The sequence below is a fragment of the Pseudomonas sp. LBUM1672 genome, from assembly GCF_059695655.1.
In genome coordinates this window covers 4,874,719-4,893,535 of the sequence record NZ_CP166781.1, presented here as the reverse complement: position 1 = coordinate 4,893,535, position 18,817 = coordinate 4,874,719, and the positions used below count along the sequence as shown (strand labels likewise).

Here is an 18,817-nt window from a genome sequence, read left to right as displayed (position 1 = left end):
AAGCTGATTTGTGAAGGACTACGCTCGACCCAGCAGATAGGTCGCGTAATCGGGGATGCGGTGGGCGTGAGCCTGCTCCATCATCGGGCTGCTGAGCAGGTAGTCGGCGCTGCATTCGTTGCACGCCACCGGAATGTTCCAGACCGCCGCGACCCGCAGTAACGCCTTGATGTCCGGGTCATGCGGTTGTGGTTCGAACGGGTCCCAGAAGAACACCAGCATGTCGACCCGCTGCTCGGCGATGCGCGCACCGAGTTGCTGGTCGCCGCCCAAAGGGCCGCTGATCATGCTTTCCACCGGCAGATCCAGGCGTTGTTGCAATAACAAACCCGTGGTGCCGGTGGCGACCAGTTCATGTTGCGCGAGCTTGTCTTTCTGGCGCTCGGCCCAGTCCAGCAAAAACACCTTGCAGTGGTCATGGGCGACCAGGGCGATACGCTTGCGCGCCGCCATGGTCTTTTGCGTGAAGCTGATACCGATCATCGGTGTTGCTCCACGGTTATTCGGCGTTGCACAGCGCCAGGCAGTTATCGAGCATGCGGTTGGAGAAGCCCCATTCGTTGTCGTACCAGGCCAGTACCTTGAGCAGCTTGCCGCTGGACTTGGTGTGGTTGGCGTCGAAGATCGACGACAGCGGGTTGTGGTTGAAGTCGCTGGAGACCAGCGGCAAGGTGTTGTAGCCGAGAATCTTCGAGTGTTGGCTGGCTTCTTTGAGCAGCGCGTTGACTTCATCGGCCGAAGCTTCGCGCTTGAGCTGCACGGTCAGGTCCACCAGCGATACGTTGATCACTGGAACTCGCACGGCCATGCCGGTCAGTTTGCCCGCCAGTTCCGGCAGCACCAGGCCGACCGCTTCAGCCGCCCCGGTCTTGCTCGGGATCATGTTCTGGGTGGCCGAACGGGCGCGGTAAGGGTCGGTGTGGTAGACGTCGGTCAGGTTCTGGTCGTTGGTGTAGGCGTGGATCGTGGTCATCAGACCGCTTTCGATGCCCAGCTCGCGGTGAAGCACCTGAGCCACCGGGGCCAGGCAGTTGGTGGTGCAAGACGCGTTGGAAATGATCTGGTGCGATTGGCGCAGAATGTCGTGGTTGACTCCGTACACCACGGTGGCGTCGGCGCCTTTGGCCGGGGCCGAGATGATCACTTTGCGCGCGCCGGCCGTAATATGCGCGGCGGCTTTGGCACGGTCGGTGAACAAACCGGTGCATTCAAACACGACATCGATTTTTTCCGCGGCCCAAGGCAGCTCGGCCGGGTTGCGAATGGCGCTGACTGCAATACGGTCGCCGTTGACGGTCAGGCTTTCCTGATCGTGCTGGACATCGGCGTCGAACGTGCCGTGAACAGTGTCGTACTTGAGCAGATGAGCGTTCATCGCGCTATCGCCCAGGTCATTGATGGCAACGATCTGCAAGTCCTGGCGATAGCCTTGGGTATACAGTGCGCGGAGGACGTTACGGCCAATTCGGCCAAAACCATTGATTGCGATTCGAAGAGTCATTTAACAGGGCCGCCGTCGTTTTGTTGTTGGAATTACAAGATTATTCGCATAAAAATAGAAAACAAGCCTTTTTAATGGCAATATTTTGTTCAATCTACAACGAGTGACCTGAATCAACTGGTCCGACCGATCAAGAAAACCGTCTGTCATCCCATCGACACCGGCTCTTGCTCAGCATAGACAATCAGGTCGCCACATCCGTTAGCCTGGAGTTCTACACATGCATCCCCGCGTAATTGAGGTCACCGAACGGCTTATCGCCCGCAGCCGTGCAACCCGTGAGGCTTACCTTGCGCTCATTCGCGATGCAGCCAGCGACGGTCCGATGCGCGGCAAGCTGCAATGCGCCAACTTCGCCCACGGCGTGGCCGGTTGCGGCACCGAAGACAAAAACAGTCTGCGGATGATGAACTCCGCCAACATTGCGATTGTTTCGTCATATAACGACATGCTCTCGGCGCATCAGCCGTACGAAGTCTTTCCTGAACAGATCAAAAAAGCCCTGCGCGAAATCGGCTCGGTCGGCCAGTTCGCCGGCGGCACTCCGGCGATGTGCGATGGTGTGACCCAGGGCGAGCCGGGCATGGAGCTGAGCCTGCCGAGCCGCGAAGTGATTGCGTTGTCTACCGCCGTGGCGCTGTCCCACAACATGTTCGATGGCGCGCTGATGCTCGGCATCTGTGACAAGATCGTGCCGGGCCTGATGATGGGCGCGCTGCGTTTTGGTCATCTGCCGACGATCTTCGTCCCGGGCGGGCCGATGGTCTCGGGCATTTCCAACAAGCAGAAAGCCGACGTGCGCCAGCGCTACGCCGAAGGCAAGGCCAGCCGCGAAGAGCTGCTGGAATCGGAAATGAAGTCCTACCACAGCCCCGGCACCTGCACCTTCTACGGCACTGCCAACACCAACCAGTTGCTGATGGAAGTCATGGGCCTGCATTTGCCGGGCGCGTCTTTCGTCAACCCGAACACGCCGTTGCGCGATGCCTTGACCCGCGAAGCGGCGCATCAGGTCACGCGCCTGACCAAGCAGAACGGCGACTTCATGCCGATCGGCGAAATCGTCGACGAGCGCTCGCTGGTCAACTCGATTGTGGCGCTGCACGCCACTGGCGGCTCGACCAACCACACGCTGCACATGCCGGCCATCGCCATGGCCGCGGGCATTCAACTGACCTGGCAGGACATGGCCGACCTCTCCGAAGTCGTGCCGACCCTGAGCCACGTCTACCCGAACGGCAAAGCCGACATCAACCACTTCCAGGCGGCGGGCGGCATGTCGTTCCTGATTCGCGAACTGCTGGAAGCCGGGCTGCTGCACGAAAACGTCAACACGGTGCTCGGCCACGGCCTGAGCCGCTACACCAAGGAACCGTTCCTCGATAACGGTGAGCTGGTCTGGCGCGAAGGCCCGATCGAAAGCCTCGACGAAAACATTCTTCGCCCGGTCGCGCGCGCGTTCTCGCCAGAAGGCGGCCTGCGCGTGATGGAAGGCAACCTCGGTCGCGGCGTCATGAAAGTTTCTGCTGTCGCTCTGGAAAACCAGATCGTCGAAGCACCAGCAATGGTGTTCCAGGATCAGCAGGATTTGGCCGATGCGTTCAAGGCCGGTTTGCTGGAGAAGGATTTTGTCGCGGTGATGCGCTTCCAGGGCCCGCGCTCCAATGGCATGCCTGAGTTGCACAAGATGACGCCGTTCCTCGGCGTGCTGCAGGATCGCGGCTTCAAAGTCGCGCTGGTGACGGACGGGCGCATGTCCGGTGCGTCGGGGAAAATCCCGGCGGCAATTCATGTCAGCCCCGAAGCTTATGTCGGCGGCGCTCTTGCGCGGGTGCAAGAGGGCGATATCATCCGCGTCGATGGCGTCAAAGGCACCCTGGAGCTTAAGGTGGACGCCGACGAATTCGCAGCGCGCACCCCGGCCAAGGGCCTGTTGGGCAATAACATTGGCAGCGGTCGCGAACTGTTTGGTTTCATGCGCATGGCCTTCAGCTCCGCAGAGCAGGGCGCCAGCGCCTTTACTTCTGCCCTGGAGACGCTTAATTGAAACTGGCTTTGGTCGGTGACATCGGTGGGACCAACGCACGTTTCGCGTTGTGGAAAAACCAGCAACTGGAAGCAATCCAGGTGTTGGCGACGGCCGACCACGCCAGCCCGGAGGAGGCCATTGCCCTCTACCTGAGCGGGCTTGGCTTGGCGCCGGGTTCGATCGGCTCGGTGTGCCTGTCGGTCGCCGGCCCGGTGAGTGGTGACGAATTCAAGTTCACCAACAATCACTGGCGGCTCAGTCGCAAAGGTTTTTGCAAGACCTTGCAGGTCGATCAACTGTTGCTGGTCAATGATTTCTCGGCCATGGCGCTGGGCATGACCCGTTTGCAGCCGGACGAGTTTCGCGTTGTGTGCGAAGGCACGCCGGAACCGTTGCGGCCGGCCGTGGTGATCGGTCCGGGCACGGGCCTGGGCGTTGGCACCTTGCTGGACCTGGGCGAAGGCCGTTTCGCCGCGTTGCCGGGCGAGGGTGGTCACGTCGATTTGCCTCTGAGCAGTCCGCGTGAAACCCAACTGTGGCAGCACATCTTCAATGAGATCGGGCATGTGAGCGCTGAAACCGCGTTGAGCGGCAGCGGTTTGCCGCGGGTCTACCGGGCGATTTGTGCGGTGGACGGGCATGAGCCGGTGCTCGATACCCCGGAGTCGATTACCGCTGCCGGTCTGGCGGGTGATCCGATTGCACTGGAAGTGCTGGAGCAGTTCTGCTGCTGGCTCGGCCGTGTCGCCGGCAATAACGTGCTGACCACGGGGGCGCGCGGTGGCGTGTACATCGTTGGCGGGGTGATTCCACGGTTTGCCGATTTCTTCGTTGAAAGCGGTTTCGCCCGGTGCTTCGCCGACAAGGGCTGCATGAGCGATTACTTCAAAGGCATCCCGGTGTGGCTGGTGACGGCGCCGTATTCCGGGTTGATGGGTGCGGGTGTGGCGCTCGATCAGGCCTGAAACCGAGTCGCCTTCATCGCGGGCAAGCCCGCTCCCACAAGGTTATGCGCACATTTTCAGAATGTAGATAATCCTGTGGGAGCGTGGCTTGCCCGCGATGAGGCCAGAACAGGCAACAAATTTCCAAGGTTCATCAGGCATAATCCGCCTAATTCAAACAACAAGGACGCCGCCCCGTGAGCTCAGTCAACAAGTCGATTTTGTTGGTCGATGACGATCAAGAGATACGCGAGTTGCTGGACACCTACCTGACCCGCGCCGGTTTCCAGGTCCGTACCACGCCCGATGGCGCAGGCTTTCGCCAAGCCATGAACGACGCGCCGAGCGATCTGGTGATCCTCGACGTGATGCTGCCGGACGAAGACGGTTTCAGCCTCTGCCGCTGGATCCGCCAGCACCCGCGCCAGGCGCAGGTGCCGATCATTATGCTCACCGCCAGCTCCGACGAAGCCGACCGTGTCATCGGCCTGGAACTGGGCGCCGATGACTACCTCGGCAAACCCTTCAGCCCCCGTGAACTACAGGCGCGTATCAAGGCCTTGTTGCGTCGCGCCCAGTTCGGTCAGGAGCGTTCCGGCGGTGAAGTGCTGGCGTTCGATGACTGGCGGCTGGACATGGTCAGTCACCGGTTGTTCCACATTGACGGCGAGGAAGTGATTCTCTCCGGGGCTGATTTTGCGCTGCTGAAACTGTTCCTCGATCACCCGCAGGAAATCCTCGATCGCGACACCATCGGCAATGCCACCCGTGGCCGCGATCTGATGCCGCTGGACCGCATAGTCGACATGGCGGTCAGCCGTTTGCGCCAGCGTCTGCGCGATACCGAAAAACCGCCGCGACTGATTCGTACCGTGCGCGGCAGCGGCTACCAACTGGCAGCCAATGTGGTTGCCAGCAATGGCCACTGAGTTTCTCCGCTCGCTCGCTGCCCGCGTGCCGATGCCACGTTCGCTGCTCGGGCGCATGTTGCTGCTGACCCTGCTGGCGGTGCTGTTCGCACAGGCGTTGTCGAGCGTGATCTGGGTCTCGCAACTGCGCGCCACCCAGCTCGAAGGCCTGGTCACCAGCGCCCGCAGCCTGGCGCATTCGATGACCGCCAGCGTCAGTTATTTCCGCTCGCTGCCGGTCGCGTTTCGGCCATTGGTACTCGACCAATTGCGCAGCATGGGCGGCACCCGGTTCGTGGTGACCCTTAACGACAAGCCCTTGGGCATGGAAGTGCTGCCGATCACCCCGCGCAAGGAAGCCGTGCTCAAGGCGGTGGACCAGGTGTTGCGCGAGTCTCTCGGCCAAGACACGGATATCTCTGTAACCTTCGTCAGCCCCGAAGACCTGCGAATCTTCAACAGCGGGCTGAAGCTCGATGAATTGCCGCGCTCCTGGGCGCATTACGCGCTCACGCTGGAACCGGTGAACCCGCCGGTGCTGGTCACGCAAATTCAGATGGCGCCCGGCGAGTGGCTGTACATCGCGTCTTTGTTGCCCGAGCCTTACACCAGTCTTGAAGAGCAAGGCCTGCCGGCGCAGCAGGTCTGGTTCATCGTCCTCACCAGCGGCTTCTTGCTGTTGTTCATTGGCTTGCTGGTGCACTGGCAGAGCCGGCCGCTCAAGCGTCTGGCGCGAGCAGCGCGGGACATGTCCCTCGGTGCCGAAGTCGAGCCGGTGGCAGAGGGCGGCGGCAGTGAAGTGGTGGAAGTAGGCCGCGCGTTCAACGCAATGCGCGAGCGCATCAGCCGCTACCTGACCGAACGCAGCCAGTTGTTCAGCGCGATTTCCCATGACCTGCGCACACCGATTACCCGCTTGCGACTGCGGGTCGAATTGCTTGAAGACGAGCAGCTGCAAGCCAAGTTCGGCCGCGATCTGGATGAGCTGGAGCTGTTGGTCAAAGGCGCGCTGCAATGCGTGAAAGACACCGACATCCACGAAAACATCGAACCGGTGGACCTCAACCATGTGCTCGATTGCCTGGTGGAACCGTACCTGGCGCCCAACGGCAATGGTCGCGTGACCCAGCAGGGCCGGGCGCTGGCGGCGTATCCGGGCAAACCGCTGGCGCTCAAGCGTTGCATCGGCAACCTGATCGACAACGCGCTGAAGTATGGGCAGAACGCGCATTTGCACATTGATGACGACGAGAGCGCTTTCATCCTGCACGTCGATGACGAAGGGCCGGGCGTGCCGGAGCAACGGATGGAGCAGGTGTTCGAACCGCATTTCCGCCTGGCCGGGCAGCAGCAGGGTTATGGCTTGGGGTTGGGGATTGCGCGCAACATTGCCCATAGCCATGGCGGTGAGGTCAGCCTGCAGAATCTGCGTGAGGGCGGGTTGCGGGTGACGTTGCAGTTGCCTCGTTCGATCGATTGACACGGACCCTGTGGTGAGGGGATTTATCCCCGTTCGGCTGCGAAGCAGCCGTGAATCCATTGCACTCGATATACCAGATACACCGCAATTGCAGTTTTTGGGGCGGCTACGCCACCCAACGGGGATAAATCCCCTCACCACAGGTTCATCACTCGCCGCAGAACCCGGCTGTATGTCACAGTTTGGTGACATAACTCGCCCCCTTCGTTACAAGCCGGCCCCCGCCCGTTGTTTAGACTGCCCCCAGTCAAAACAACAAAAAAGGCACCCCATGGACACCTTCCAACCGGCGTTCAGCAGTTGGCTCAACGCACCTGCCCATCAGCAATGGCTCGCTGCCGAAGGCTTGCGCCTGCTCGCATTTGCCAAGGCTTCGAAGCTTGCCGAAGGCTTCGGTAACCTCGATGAAAAGGGCCGGCTGCCGGCCAACGCCCACGCCGAAACCATGAACACCGCACGCATGACCCACAGCTTCGCCATGGCGCACATCCAGGGCTTGCCGGGTTTTGCCGAGCTGGTCGATCACGGCATCCAGGCGCTCAGCGGCCCGTTGCGTGATGCCGAACACGGTGGCTGGTTTGCAGTGGCCCATCATCGCGATGGCAACACCGGCAAGGCCGCTTACCTGCATGCCTTCGTTGCGCTGGCCGCGAGTTCCGCCGTGGTCGCACAACGCCCCGGCGCCCAAGCGTTGCTCGATGACGCGATCAACATCATCGACACGCATTTCTGGAGCGAGGAGGAGGGCGCAATGCGCGAATCCTTCGACCGCGACTGGAGCGCTGAAGAAGCCTACCGCGGCGCCAACAGCAACATGCACGCCACCGAAGCCTTTCTCGCCCTGGCGGATGTCACCGACGAGCACCGTTGGCTGGTCCGCGCTCAACGCATTGTCGAGCGGGTGATCCATGGTCACGCCGCCGCCAACGACTACCTGGTGGTCGAGCATTTTGATCGCGACTGGCAGCCGCTGCGCGAATACAACCACGACAATCCGGCGGACGGTTTTCGCCCCTACGGCACCACGCCGGGCCACGGGTTCGAATGGGCGCGGCTGTTGCTGCACCTCGAAGCCGCGCGGGTTCAGGCCGGCATGCTCACGCCGGGCTGGCTGGCCACCGACGCGCAAAAACTCTTCGATCACAATTGCCGTCACGGCTGGAATATTGATGGCGCGCCGGGGATTGTCTACACCCTCGACTGGGACAACCGCGCGGTGGTTCGCCACCGATTGCACTGGACCCATTGCGAAGCCAGCGCTGCCGCCAGCGCGCTGCTTAAACGCACCGGCGATGAGCAATACGAAACCTGGTACCGGTTGTTCTGGGAATTCTGTGACAGTCATTTCATCGACCGTTGCGATGGCAGTTGGCACCATGAACTCGATCCGCAGAACCGCCCGAGCGCCGATATCTGGGCCGGAAAACCTGATCTGTATCACGCCTGGCAAGCTGTCCTGATTCCGCGCCTGCCACTGGCGCCGAGCATGGCCAGTGCCTTGGGGCAGTTGTCCCAGAGCGCTCCTGTGTAACCATGTGGTGACATTCACGCGTCCCTTCGTTACCTGCGAAGGGATGACTCCTGTTTAAAATCCTATGCAGCGCAAGCACCAGACTTGCATGCATAACAACAAGAAAGGTAATTCTAGATGAATGCGATTTCTCGCCTCGCTACTGTCATTTCTCTTGCCTCATTGCTTCCTATCTCTGCATTCCCTGTCAGTGCGCTTGCCGCCGATTCCAAAGGTTCGGTAGAAGTCGTTCACTGGTGGACCTCCGGTGGTGAAAAAGCGGCTGTCGATGTGCTCAAGGCACAAGTTGAAAAAGACGGTTTCACCTGGAAGGACGGCGCCGTTGCCGGTGGTGGCGGTGCGACCGCCATGACCGTACTCAAGAGCCGCGCCGTTGCCGGTAACCCGCCGGGTGTAGCGCAGATCAAAGGCCCGGACATCCAGGAATGGGCGTCTACCGGTCTGCTCGACACCGACGTCTTGAAAGACGCAGCCAAGACAGAGAAGTGGGACAGCCTGCTCGACAAGAAAGTCTCCGATACCGTGAAGTACGAGGGTGACTACGTAGCCGTGCCGGTGAACATTCACCGCGTCAACTGGCTGTGGATCAACCCGGAAGTCTTCAAGAAAGCCGGCATCGAAAAAGCACCAACCACCCTTGAAGAATTCTACGCAGCCGGTGACAAGCTGAAGAAAGCGGGCTTCATCGCCCTGGCCCACGGCGGCCAGCCTTGGCAGGACAGCACCGTGTTCGAAGCGGTAGTTCTTTCGGTCATGGGCGTGGACGGCTACAAAAAAGCCCTGGTCGACCTGGATAACGCTGCATTGACCGGTCCTGAAATGGTCAAGGCGCTGACCGAGCTGAAGAAAGTCGCGACCTACATGGACGCCGACGGCAAAGGCCAGGACTGGAACCTGGAAGCGGCCAAAGTCATCAACGGCAAGGCCGGCATGCAGATCATGGGTGACTGGGCCAAGAGCGAGTGGACCGCAGCCAAGAAAGTCGCCGGCAAGGACTACGAGTGCGTAGCGTTCCCGGGCACCGACAAGGCCTTCACCTACAACATCGACTCCCTGGCGGTGTTCAAGCAGAAAGACAAGGGCACTGCTGCCGCGCAGCAGGACATTGCCAAGGTCGTGCTGGGTGAGAACTTCCAGAAAGTCTTCAGCATCAACAAGGGTTCGATCCCTGTTCGAATCGACATGCTGAACGACATGGGCAAGTACGGTTTCGACTCCTGCGCCCAGACCGCTGCCAAGGACTTCCTGGTGGACGCCAAGTCCGGCGGCCTGCAGCCGAGCATGGCGCACAACATGGCGACCACGCTGGCGGTACAAGGCGCGTTCTTTGATGTGGTGACCAACTTCATCAACGATCCGAAAGCCGATCCTGCGACTGCCGCCAAACAATTGGGCACGGCCGTCAAAGCAGCCAAGTAACCGCTAGCCGCGCAGGCCCCTGTGGGAGCGAGCAAGCCCGCTCCCACAAGGGAATGCGTTTGTAATCCTTTTTCTTCGTACGGGATCTTCCCATGAGTTCTGTTGCTGTGTTCAGCAAGGCCTCGCCGTTCGATGCACTGCAGCGCTGGCTACCGAAACTGGTGCTGGCGCCGAGCATGTTCATCGTCCTGGTGGGCTTCTATGGCTATATCCTGTGGACGTTCATCCTGTCGTTCACCACCTCGACCTTCCTGCCGACTTACAAGTGGGCGGGCCTGGCGCAGTATCAGCGGCTGTTCGACAACGACCGTTGGTGGGTCGCGAGCAAGAACCTCGCCGTGTTCGGCGGCATGTTCATCGGCATCACCTTGGTGATCGGTGTGCTGCTGGCTGTGTTTCTTGATCAGCGCATTCGCCGCGAAGGTTTCATCCGCACCATTTACCTGTACCCGATGGCGCTCTCGATGATCGTTACCGGTACTGCCTGGAAATGGCTGCTCAACCCGGGCATGGGCCTGGATAAATTGTTACGGGACTGGGGCTGGGAAGGCTTTCGCCTGGACTGGCTGATCGACCCGGATCGCGTGGTGTATTGCCTGGTGATCGCTGCGGTCTGGCAAGCCTCGGGCTTCATCATGGCGATGTTCCTCGCCGGCCTGCGTGGGGTTGATCAATCGATCATCCGTGCCGCCCAGATCGATGGTGCGAGCATGCCACGCATTTACCTGAAAGTGGTGTTGCCGAGCCTGCGCCCGGTGTTCTTCAGCGCCGTGATGATCCTGGCCCACATCGCGATCAAGAGTTTCGACCTGGTGGCGGCAATGACTGCCGGCGGCCCGGGTTACTCCTCCGACCTGCCTGCGATGTTCATGTATTCCTTCACCTTCAGCCGCGGCCAGATGGGCATGGGTTCGGCCAGTGCGATTCTGATGCTCGGTGCGATTCTCGCAATCATCGTGCCTTACCTGTACTCCGAGCTGAGGACCAAGCGCCATGACTAGTTTCTCTGCCAAACCTTCCATCAGCCTGAGTCGCATCGCGATCTACGGCGTGCTGATCCTGGCCGTATGCCTTTACCTGATACCGCTGGTGGTCATGCTGTTGACCAGCTTCAAGACGCCGGAAGACATCAACTCCGGGAACCTGCTGAGCTGGCCGACCGTGGTCAGCGGCATCGGCTGGGTCAAGGCCTGGGGCACGGTGGACGGGTACTTCTGGAACTCGATCAAGATCACCGTCCCGGCGGTGCTGATCTCCACCGCCATCGGTGCGCTGAACGGCTATGTGCTGTCGATGTGGCGCTTCCGTGGCTCGCAGTTGTTCTTCGGCCTGTTGCTGTTCGGTTGCTTCCTGCCGTTCCAGACCGTCCTGCTGCCAGCCTCGTTCACCCTCGGCAAGATGGGCCTGGCCAGTACCACCACCGGCCTGGTGTTCGTGCACGTGGTCTACGGCCTGGCGTTCACCACGCTGTTCTTCCGTAACTACTACGTCAGCGTTCCCGATGCGCTGGTGAAAGCCGCGCGGCTCGATGGTGCGGGTTTCTTCACCATCTTCCGCTTGATCATCCTGCCGATGTCCACCCCGATCATCATGGTCTGCCTGATCTGGCAGTTCACCCAGATCTGGAACGACTTCCTGTTCGGTGTGGTGTTCTCCAGCGGTGATTCGCAACCCATTACGGTGGCGTTGAACAACTTGGTCAACACCAGTACCGGGGCCAAGGAATACAACGTTGATATGGCGGCGGCGATGATCGCCGGGCTGCCGACCCTGCTGGTCTATGTGGTCGCAGGCAAGTATTTCGTGCGCGGGCTGACGGCCGGCGCAGTCAAGGGGTAATCATGGCTACGCTCGAACTACGCAATGTAAACAAGACCTATGGTCCCGGCCTGCCGGACACCCTCAAGAACATCGAACTGTCGATCAAGGACGGTGAGTTCCTGATCCTGGTCGGACCTTCGGGTTGCGGCAAATCGACCCTGATGAATTGCATCGCCGGCCTGGAAACCATCACCGGCGGCGCGATCATGATCGGTGACCAGGACGTCAGCGGCATGAGCCCGAAAGACCGTGACATCGCCATGGTGTTCCAGTCCTACGCGCTGTACCCGACCATGAGCGTGCGCGAGAACATCGCCTTCGGCTTGAAGATCCGCAAAATGCCCGCCGCCGACATCGAAGCGGAAGTGGCGCGGGTGGCCAAGCTGCTGCAGATCGAACACCTGCTCAACCGCAAGCCCGGCCAACTCTCTGGCGGTCAGCAACAGCGTGTTGCAATGGGCCGTGCCCTGGCGCGGCGGCCGAAGATCTACCTGTTCGATGAACCGCTGTCCAACCTCGACGCCAAGCTGCGCGTCGAGATGCGCACTGAAATGAAACTGATGCACCAGCGCCTGAAAACCACCACGGTCTACGTGACCCACGACCAGATCGAAGCGATGACCCTGGGCGACAAAGTGGCGGTGATGAAGGACGGGATCATCCAGCAGTTCGGCACGCCGAAAGACATCTACAACAACCCGGCCAACCTGTTTGTGGCGAGCTTCATCGGTTCGCCGCCGATGAACTTCATCCCCCTGCGTTTGCAACGCAAGGAAGGTCGTCTGATCGCACTGCTCGACAGCGGCCAGGCGCGCTGCGAATTGCCGTTGGGCATGCAGGACGCCGGTCTGGAAGATCGCGAAGTGATCCTCGGCCTGCGTCCGGAACAGATCGTGCTGGCGGGCAGCGAGCCCAATGGTTTGCCGACCATTCGCGCCGAAGTCCAGGTCACTGAACCGACCGGTCCCGACACGCTGGTGTTCGTCAATCTCAATGAAACCAAAGTCTGCTGCCGCCTGGCACCGGACGTCGCGCCGAACGTGGGCGAGACCCTGACCCTGCAATTCGACCCATCGAAAGTGCTGTTGTTCGACGCCAAGACCGGGGAACGCCTGGGGGTGGCCGGTCAGCCAAAAGCCGAGAGCCACAGCGCCAACGTCGCTCAATTCAAAGGCCGCTGAAGATCAAAAACTGTAAGAGCCGGCTTTTGTGGCGAGGGGATTTATCCCCGTTGGACTGCGCAGCAGTCCCATTTTTTAGGGCCGCTTCGCGACCCAACGGGGATAAATCCCCTCGCCACGAAGCCTGGCTCCTACAGGGGGGATATGCGGTGCGCGGCCTGTCGCGCATCGCACCTGATGTAACCGCGTTAAATAAAAACAGTTAATAACAATAAAACGAGGATGTAGGGATGAAGAAGAAGAACAACGCTCAGCTTATCTGCCAGTTGTCCGCGGTTGCGGCCATGATGCTGGCCGGTAGTGTGCACGCGGCTGACGCGTTCAGCGCCGATTCCGAATGGATGACCGGTGATTGGGGTGGCGAGCGGACCAAGCTGATCGAGCAGGGTATCGACATCAAGATGGACTACGTCGGTGAAGTGGGTGGAAACCTTCACGGCGGCTACAACAACGACAAGACCGCGCGTTACGCCGACCAGTTTGGTCTGGGCGTGGCGCTGGACCTGCAAAAGTTGTGGGGCTGGGATAACACCCAGGCCAAGGTCCAGTTCACCAACCGTAACGGTGAAAACATCTCCAATGACCGTGTCGGCGATCCGCGTGCCGGCACCTTGAGTTCTTCCCAGGAAGTCTACGGCCGTGGCCACATGGTCCGTCTGACCCAGTTGTGGATCAAACACCAGTTCCTCGACGGCAAACTGGACGTCAAGGCTGGTTACTTCGGCGAAGGCGAAGACTTCAACACCTTCCCGTGCGAGTTCCAGAACCTGGCGTTCTGCGGTTCCCAAGCGGGTAACTGGGCGACCAACATCTGGTACAACTGGCCGGTCATGCAAGCTGCGGTCCGCGTGAAGTACAACATCTCGCCTGAGTGGTATGCGCAGATCGGCGCGTACAACCAGAACCCGTCGCAACTGGAGCACGGTAACGGCTTCAAGCTCAGCGGCAGTGGTACCAAAGGCACCGTGTTGCCGGTCGAACTGGTCTGGCTGCCTAACCCTGGCAACCTGCCGGGCGAATACCGTGTCGGTTATTACAAAAGCACGGCCAAGGCCGACGACGTTCGTGAAGACGATAACGGCGATGATGCGGCAACCAGCGGCAATGCCTATCGCAGCCACAGCAGCAAATCCGGCTACTGGTTCGTGGCGCAACAACAACTCACCACTCACAACGGTGACGCGTCCCGCGGTCTGAACATTGCTGCCAACGCTACTTTCCATGACAAGGACACCAACTTCGTCGACAACTATCAGTCGCTGATGCTGGTGTACAAGGGCCCGTTCGATGCACGTCCGAAGGATGACTTCGGTATCGGTGCCGCGCGTATCCATGTCAACGATGACGTGAAGAAAAACTCGGAGTTGGTCAACGCCTCCAACAATGTCACGGACTATCAGGACCCGCTGTTCGCGCCGCTGCGTAACACTGAGTACAACTACGAGATCAACTACGGCTTCCACGTTACCAACTGGCTGACCGTGCGTCCCAACCTGCAATACATCACTCACCCGGGCGGTGTGGATGAAGTCGACAACGCGCTGGTGGCCGGCCTGAAAATTCAGTCGGTGTTCTAACGCTGTTGCGATAAGCTCCTCTCTATGTGCGCATTTTTGCGGACAGCCCTGGCTGTCCGCTTTTTTTTGGGGCGGCGCACCCCGGGTGATTTTCAGGACAGTGGCACATGCATGAGCATCCGCTACAACGCTTCTTCAAATCCTTGCGCGAGCGTCCGGTGTTTGCGTGGGAGCGCTATCAGAAGCGCGACGTGCTGGTGATCGACCATCCGCTGTGTCAGGCGGTGTTCAGTCGTCAGGGCGCGCAATTGCTGCACTTCCAGCCAACAGGGCAGAAACCCTGGCTCTGGTGCGCGGCGAAGTGGCCGCAAGTCGGTGCGATTCGTGGTGGCGTGCCCGTGTGCTGGCCGTGGTATGGCCGTCATCCCAGCGAAAACGCCTGGCCGTCCCATGGCTGGGCACGGCTGATCGACTGGAAGCTACTCGACAGCAGCCATGACGACGATGGCGTGCGCCTGCATTGGCAACTTCAGCTGTGCGACTGGCAAGTGGACCTGCACGCACACTTGGGCGAGCGCATGGATCTACGCCTGAGCACCGAGCATCAGGACAGCCTGCCGTGCCAATTGAGCCAGGCGTTGCATGCCTATTGGCGTATTGGTGACGTGGGTGAGATAGCGCTGTCTGGGCTCGATGGTGCGCAGGGTTATGACCAGTTGAATCGCCAGGTTTGCCAGCAGGAAGGGGAGTTGAGAGTCGAAGGCGGGTGTCAGCGGGTGTTCCAGCATGACGGTGAATTGCAGCTCAAGGACCATGCCTGGCAGCGGGAATTGTGCATCGACACCGGCGACCATGCGGACACGGTGGTCTGGCATCCGGGCTCGCGGCCGTTGCTGGGGGTGAGTTGGAACGAGATTTCAGAGTTTGTGTGTGTCGAGGCGGCGAGTGGCGGGACGGACAGTTTGAGCCTGGCGCCGGGGCAGAAGGCGCATTTGAGTTTGCAGGCGCGGGTGGGAGCTTAGGTGTGTCAGGGCGATTGCTCCCTCACCCTAACCCTCTCCCGGAGGGAGAGGGGACTGACCGCGTTGATTGTTCAATCTACGTCGGCCTGAAGCTTTGAGTTGAACTCAGGTTTTGAAGAGCATGAAGATCTGCTCCCTTTCCCCCTCTCCCCTCTGGGGAGAGGGCTGGGGTGAGGGGTGGTTTTTGAAGGGTCAGTTGAACTCATCCCCAACCGGATACCGACTCGCATTCAAGCTCTCTTTGATCTTGCGCAAATGCGGCTGGAAATCCACACCCCGGCGCAGGGTCATGCCGGTGGCCAGCACATCCAGCACGGTCAGCTGGATGATCCGCGACGTCATCGGCATATAGATGTCGGTGTCTTCCGGCAGCGGAATATTCAGGCTCAAGGTACTGGCCTTGGCCAGTGGCGAACCTTCGGCCGTCAGACCCAGCACCGAAGCACCGTTTTCCCGGGCGATGCGCGCCACTTCCACCAGTTCTCGGGTGCGGCCGGTGTAGGAAATGATCACGAACAATTCGCCGGTGTGCGCCACCGACGCAATCATGCGCTGCATCAGCACGTCGGCATGGGCGGTGACGGCCAGGTTGAAACGGAAGAACTTGTGCTGCGCGTCCAGTGCCACCGGGGCCGAGGCGCCGAGGCCGAAGAAGTGGATCTGCCGGGCCTGGATCAACAGGTCGACGGCGCGGCTGATCAGGTTCGGGTCAAGCGCCTGTAACGCACTGTCCAAAGAGGCGATGGCGCTGCCGAAAATCTTTTTGGTATAGGCCTCCGGATTATCATCGGCCTCGACCGCACGGCTGACATACGCCGCGCCACTGGCCAGGCTCTGGGCCAATTGAAGCTTGAGTTCCGGGTAGCCGCTGACGCCAAACGAACGGCAGAAACGGTTGACCGTCGGCTCGCTGACTTTAGAGGCCTGGGCGAGCGCGGCGATGCTGAACCGGGTGGCCTGCTCTGGGTTGAGCAGGATGACTTCGGCGACTTTGCGTTCTGCCTTGTTCAGGTCTTCAAGGCGATTCTGGATCTGTTCCAGTAAATTTCGCACGCGGTCCATTTCATGTTCCTTAGGTCAGCAGCGCAAATAAGCGTTCGGCTATGCAAATTGGGCCTTTGATACGGCCCGTAACGGTGGCCTATCCTACTGATGGCTCCGACCGACCACCACTCGGAATCTGTATTTTGCGAAAATGTTGTGGTTATTACTACATTTTTCCTTGAGTGATGCCTTGAAAAAAGGTATTTGTAGATTAACTTGATAAAAGAACAAACATCATGCCTTCGATTACGGTTGAACCGTGCACCTTTGCCTTGTTCGGCGCCCTCGGCGATCTGGCCCTGCGCAAACTGTTTCCTGCCCTTTATCAACTCGATGGCGCAGGCCTCCTGCACGAGGATACGCGCATTATCGCGCTGGCCCGTGAGCCGGGCAGTGAGCAGGAACACCTGGCGTTCATCGCCTCCGAACTGCGCCGTTACGTAGGTGCCGAGCTGGACGAAGCTGTGGTCGAACGCTTCCTGGCCCGTTTGAGCTACCTGCATGTCGACTTCCTCAAGGCTGACGATTACGTCGCCCTGGCCGAAATGGCCGGCAGCGCCCAGCGTGTGATTGCCTACTTCGCCACGCCGGCCGCGGTTTATGGTGCAATCTGCGAGAACCTGTCGAAGGTCGGCCTGAGCGAAAACACCCGCGTCGTGCTGGAAAAACCCATCGGTTCGGACCTGGAGTCCTCGCGCAAGGTCAACGACGCCGTGGCGCAGTTCTTCCCGGAGAACCGCACCTACCGCATCGACCACTACCTGGGCAAAGAGACCGTCCAGAACCTGATCGCCCTGCGTTTCGCCAACAGCCTGTTCGAAACCCAGTGGAACCAGAATTACATCTCCCACGTGGAAATCACCGTGGCCGAGAAGGTCGGGATCGAAGGCCGCTGGGGTTACTTCGACAAGGCCGGTCAGCTGCGGGACATGATCCAGAATCACCTGCTGCAACTGCTCTGCCTGATCGCCATGGACCCGCCGGCCGACCTGTCTGCCGACAGCATCCGCGACGAGAAAGTCAAAGTGCTCAAGGCCCTGGCGCCGATCAGCCCGGAAGGCCTGACCACGCAAGTGGTGCGTGGCCAGTACATCGCCGGCTACAGCGAAGGAAAACCGGTGCCGGGCTACCTGGAAGAACCGAATTCCAACACCCAGAGCGACACCGAAACCTTCGTCGCCCTGCGTGCCGACATCCGCAACTGGCGCTGGGCCGGCGTGCCGTTTTACCTGCGTACCGGCAAGCGCATGCCGCAGAAGCTGTCGCAGATCGTCATCCACTTCAAGGAACCGTCGCACTACATCTTCGCCCCCGAGCAGCGCCTGCAAATCAGCAACAAGCTGATTATTCGCCTGCAACCGGACGAAGGCATTTCCTTGCGCGTGATGACCAAAGAACAAGGCCTGGACAAGGGCATGCAGCTGCGCAGCGGTCCGTTGCAGCTGAATTTTTCCGACACCTGGCGTAGCGCTCGGATCCCCGATGCCTACGAGCGGTTGTTGCTGGAAGTGATGCGTGGCAATCAGAACCTGTTTGTCCGTAAAGATGAAATCGAAGCCGCGTGGAAGTGGTGTGACCAGTTGATCGCCGGGTGGAAAAAATCCGGTGATGCGCCCAAGCCGTACGCGGCCGGGTCCTGGGGACCGATGAGCTCCATTGCTCTGATCACGCGGGATGGGAGGTCGTGGTATGGCGATATCTAATTTGCAACTGCCTCAGGGCGTCAGCGCCCATGAGTTCAAGAGCCCGGTGCTGCTGGCCGATGGTCTGGCACTGAATGTGGCCAAGCATCTGAGTGATGCCATCGACGCTCGCGGCAGCGCGACGCTGGTGGTGTCCGGTGGTCGTAGCCCTGTGGCGTTTTTCCAGAACCTGGCGAAGCAGAAACTGGACTGGTCCAAGGTCGTTGTCACCCTGGCCGACGAGCGCTGGGTGCCGGTCGAGCATGCCGACAGCAATGCCGGCCTGCTCAAGCGTTATCTGCTGCAAGGCCCGGCGGCCAAGGCTCAGTTTCTGAGCCTGTACAGCGCCACCGCGAACCTTGAGCTGGCAGCCGAGCAGGCCGACCGTTTGCTCGCCGAGTTGCCGCCGATCGACGTACTGATCCTCGGCATGGGTGATGACGGTCACACCGCTTCGCTGTTCCCCAACAGCCCGAACCTGGCCGATGCCTTGAAAGCCGACGGCACACGTCGTTGCTACCCGATGCTGGCACCGACCGTGCCGCATCAGCGCCTGACCATGAGTCGTGCGCTGCTGGCTTCGGCCAAGACCACCGTTCTATCGATTTCCGGTCAGTCCAAACTGACTACCCTGAGTGCCGCATTGGCCGGTGACGATGTCGCCGCCATGCCGATTCGCGCGTTTCTGCAACCTACGTTAGAGATTTACTGGTGCCCATGAGCCAAGGATCAGCCGCT

16 protein-coding genes are annotated in these 18,817 nt (G+C 60.1%); 13 read left to right on the top strand and 3 right to left on the bottom strand.

Translation table 11 applies throughout. From position 1 onward, the window contains the following. Positions 1 to 18: 18 nt before the first annotated feature. Complete coding sequence (locus tag ACA053_RS22340) at positions 19 to 483, bottom strand: methylglyoxal synthase (protein ID WP_200666866.1); 465 nt, start codon at positions 481 to 483, stop codon at positions 19 to 21. Between the two features lie 16 nt (positions 484 to 499). Beyond that, complete coding sequence (gene gap, locus ACA053_RS22335; protein ID WP_010457403.1) at positions 500 to 1,501, bottom strand: type I glyceraldehyde-3-phosphate dehydrogenase; 1,002 nt, start codon at positions 1,499 to 1,501, stop codon at positions 500 to 502. A gap of 220 nt (positions 1,502 to 1,721) precedes the next feature. On the opposite strand from gap, the gene edd reads away from it, so the two are divergent. The 11 genes from edd (at position 1,722) to ACA053_RS22280 (ending at position 15,353) form a co-directional block, all read left to right on the top strand. Then, positions 1,722 to 3,548, top strand: coding sequence for a phosphogluconate dehydratase (gene edd / locus ACA053_RS22330; RefSeq protein ID WP_109634251.1), 1,827 nt, complete (start codon positions 1,722 to 1,724; stop codon positions 3,546 to 3,548). Beyond that, positions 3,545 to 4,495 (top strand): glucokinase, encoded by a 951-nt coding sequence (locus ACA053_RS22325; RefSeq protein WP_109634249.1) that lies wholly within the window; start codon positions 3,545 to 3,547, stop codon positions 4,493 to 4,495. Before edd ends, ACA053_RS22325 begins: the two co-directional genes overlap by 4 nt. Before the next feature lie 176 nt (positions 4,496 to 4,671). Then, positions 4,672 to 5,403 (top strand): response regulator, encoded by a 732-nt coding sequence (locus ACA053_RS22320; RefSeq protein ID WP_109634248.1) that lies wholly within the window; start codon positions 4,672 to 4,674, stop codon positions 5,401 to 5,403. After that, on the top strand, positions 5,393 to 6,862 hold the full coding sequence (locus tag ACA053_RS22315) for an ATP-binding protein (protein WP_109634246.1): 1,470 nt from the start codon (positions 5,393 to 5,395) through the stop codon (positions 6,860 to 6,862). Before ACA053_RS22320 ends, ACA053_RS22315 begins: the two co-directional genes overlap by 11 nt. Before the next feature lie 271 nt (positions 6,863 to 7,133). Further along, positions 7,134 to 8,393 carry a D-mannose isomerase gene (locus ACA053_RS22310; RefSeq protein ID WP_497313201.1) on the top strand — a complete coding sequence of 420 codons (1,260 nt, stop codon included), beginning with the start codon at positions 7,134 to 7,136 and terminating at the stop codon, positions 8,391 to 8,393. 117 nt (positions 8,394 to 8,510) lie between these two features. After that, complete coding sequence (locus ACA053_RS22305; RefSeq protein WP_109634242.1) at positions 8,511 to 9,812, top strand: ABC transporter substrate-binding protein; 1,302 nt, start codon at positions 8,511 to 8,513, stop codon at positions 9,810 to 9,812. Between the two features lie 92 nt (positions 9,813 to 9,904). Beyond that, positions 9,905 to 10,813, top strand: coding sequence for a carbohydrate ABC transporter permease (locus ACA053_RS22300; RefSeq protein ID WP_010457390.1), 909 nt, complete (start codon positions 9,905 to 9,907; stop codon positions 10,811 to 10,813). After that, positions 10,806 to 11,651, top strand: a complete 846-nt coding sequence (locus ACA053_RS22295) for a carbohydrate ABC transporter permease (RefSeq protein WP_109634240.1) — start codon at positions 10,806 to 10,808, stop codon at positions 11,649 to 11,651. Before ACA053_RS22300 ends, ACA053_RS22295 begins: the two co-directional genes overlap by 8 nt. A gap of 2 nt (positions 11,652 to 11,653) precedes the next feature. Then, positions 11,654 to 12,814, top strand: a complete 1,161-nt coding sequence (locus ACA053_RS22290) for an ABC transporter ATP-binding protein (protein ID WP_109634238.1) — start codon at positions 11,654 to 11,656, stop codon at positions 12,812 to 12,814. 230 nt (positions 12,815 to 13,044) lie between these two features. Beyond that, positions 13,045 to 14,391 carry a carbohydrate porin gene (locus tag ACA053_RS22285; protein WP_109634235.1) on the top strand — a complete coding sequence of 449 codons (1,347 nt, stop codon included), beginning with the start codon at positions 13,045 to 13,047 and terminating at the stop codon, positions 14,389 to 14,391. Between the two features lie 107 nt (positions 14,392 to 14,498). After that, positions 14,499 to 15,353, top strand: coding sequence for a D-hexose-6-phosphate mutarotase (locus ACA053_RS22280; RefSeq protein WP_497313196.1), 855 nt, complete (start codon positions 14,499 to 14,501; stop codon positions 15,351 to 15,353). Positions 15,354 to 15,545: 192 nt separating this feature from the next. On the opposite strand, the gene ACA053_RS22275 is transcribed toward ACA053_RS22280, so the two are convergent. Further along, positions 15,546 to 16,406, bottom strand: a complete 861-nt coding sequence (locus ACA053_RS22275; RefSeq protein WP_172825977.1) for a MurR/RpiR family transcriptional regulator — start codon at positions 16,404 to 16,406, stop codon at positions 15,546 to 15,548. Positions 16,407 to 16,633: 227 nt separating this feature from the next. On the opposite strand from ACA053_RS22275, the gene zwf reads away from it, so the two are divergent. Both zwf and pgl read left to right on the top strand, forming a co-directional pair. Then, complete coding sequence (gene zwf, locus ACA053_RS22270; protein ID WP_109634232.1) at positions 16,634 to 18,100, top strand: glucose-6-phosphate dehydrogenase; 1,467 nt, start codon at positions 16,634 to 16,636, stop codon at positions 18,098 to 18,100. After that, positions 18,087 to 18,800, top strand: coding sequence for a 6-phosphogluconolactonase (gene pgl / locus ACA053_RS22265; protein WP_109634230.1), 714 nt, complete (start codon positions 18,087 to 18,089; stop codon positions 18,798 to 18,800). The genes zwf and pgl overlap by 14 nt, the downstream gene beginning before the upstream one ends. The last annotated feature ends 17 nt before the right edge of the window (positions 18,801 to 18,817 follow it).

What these genes read in the sequence shown, in the direction of transcription:
- ACA053_RS22280 (WP_497313196.1), top strand. Translation starts at nt 14,499, where the DNA reads ATGCATGAGCATCCGCTACAACGCTTCTTCAAATCCTTGCGCGAGCGT.
- ACA053_RS22310 (WP_497313201.1), top strand. Translation starts at nt 7,134, where the DNA reads ATGGACACCTTCCAACCGGCGTTCAGCAGTTGGCTCAACGCACCTGCC.
- ACA053_RS22305 (WP_109634242.1), top strand. Translation starts at nt 8,511, where the DNA reads ATGAATGCGATTTCTCGCCTCGCTACTGTCATTTCTCTTGCCTCATTG.
- ACA053_RS22300 (WP_010457390.1), top strand. Translation starts at nt 9,905, where the DNA reads ATGAGTTCTGTTGCTGTGTTCAGCAAGGCCTCGCCGTTCGATGCACTG.
- ACA053_RS22290 (WP_109634238.1), top strand. Translation starts at nt 11,654, where the DNA reads ATGGCTACGCTCGAACTACGCAATGTAAACAAGACCTATGGTCCCGGC.
- ACA053_RS22340 (WP_200666866.1), bottom strand. Translation starts at nt 483, where the DNA reads ATGATCGGTATCAGCTTCACGCAAAAGACCATGGCGGCGCGCAAGCGT.
- pgl (WP_109634230.1), top strand. Translation starts at nt 18,087, where the DNA reads ATGGCGATATCTAATTTGCAACTGCCTCAGGGCGTCAGCGCCCATGAG.
- ACA053_RS22295 (WP_109634240.1), top strand. Translation starts at nt 10,806, where the DNA reads ATGACTAGTTTCTCTGCCAAACCTTCCATCAGCCTGAGTCGCATCGCG.
- zwf (WP_109634232.1), top strand. Translation starts at nt 16,634, where the DNA reads ATGCCTTCGATTACGGTTGAACCGTGCACCTTTGCCTTGTTCGGCGCC.
- ACA053_RS22285 (WP_109634235.1), top strand. Translation starts at nt 13,045, where the DNA reads ATGAAGAAGAAGAACAACGCTCAGCTTATCTGCCAGTTGTCCGCGGTT.
- gap (WP_010457403.1), bottom strand. Translation starts at nt 1,501, where the DNA reads ATGACTCTTCGAATCGCAATCAATGGTTTTGGCCGAATTGGCCGTAAC.
- edd (WP_109634251.1), top strand. Translation starts at nt 1,722, where the DNA reads ATGCATCCCCGCGTAATTGAGGTCACCGAACGGCTTATCGCCCGCAGC.
- ACA053_RS22315 (WP_109634246.1), top strand. Translation starts at nt 5,393, where the DNA reads ATGGCCACTGAGTTTCTCCGCTCGCTCGCTGCCCGCGTGCCGATGCCA.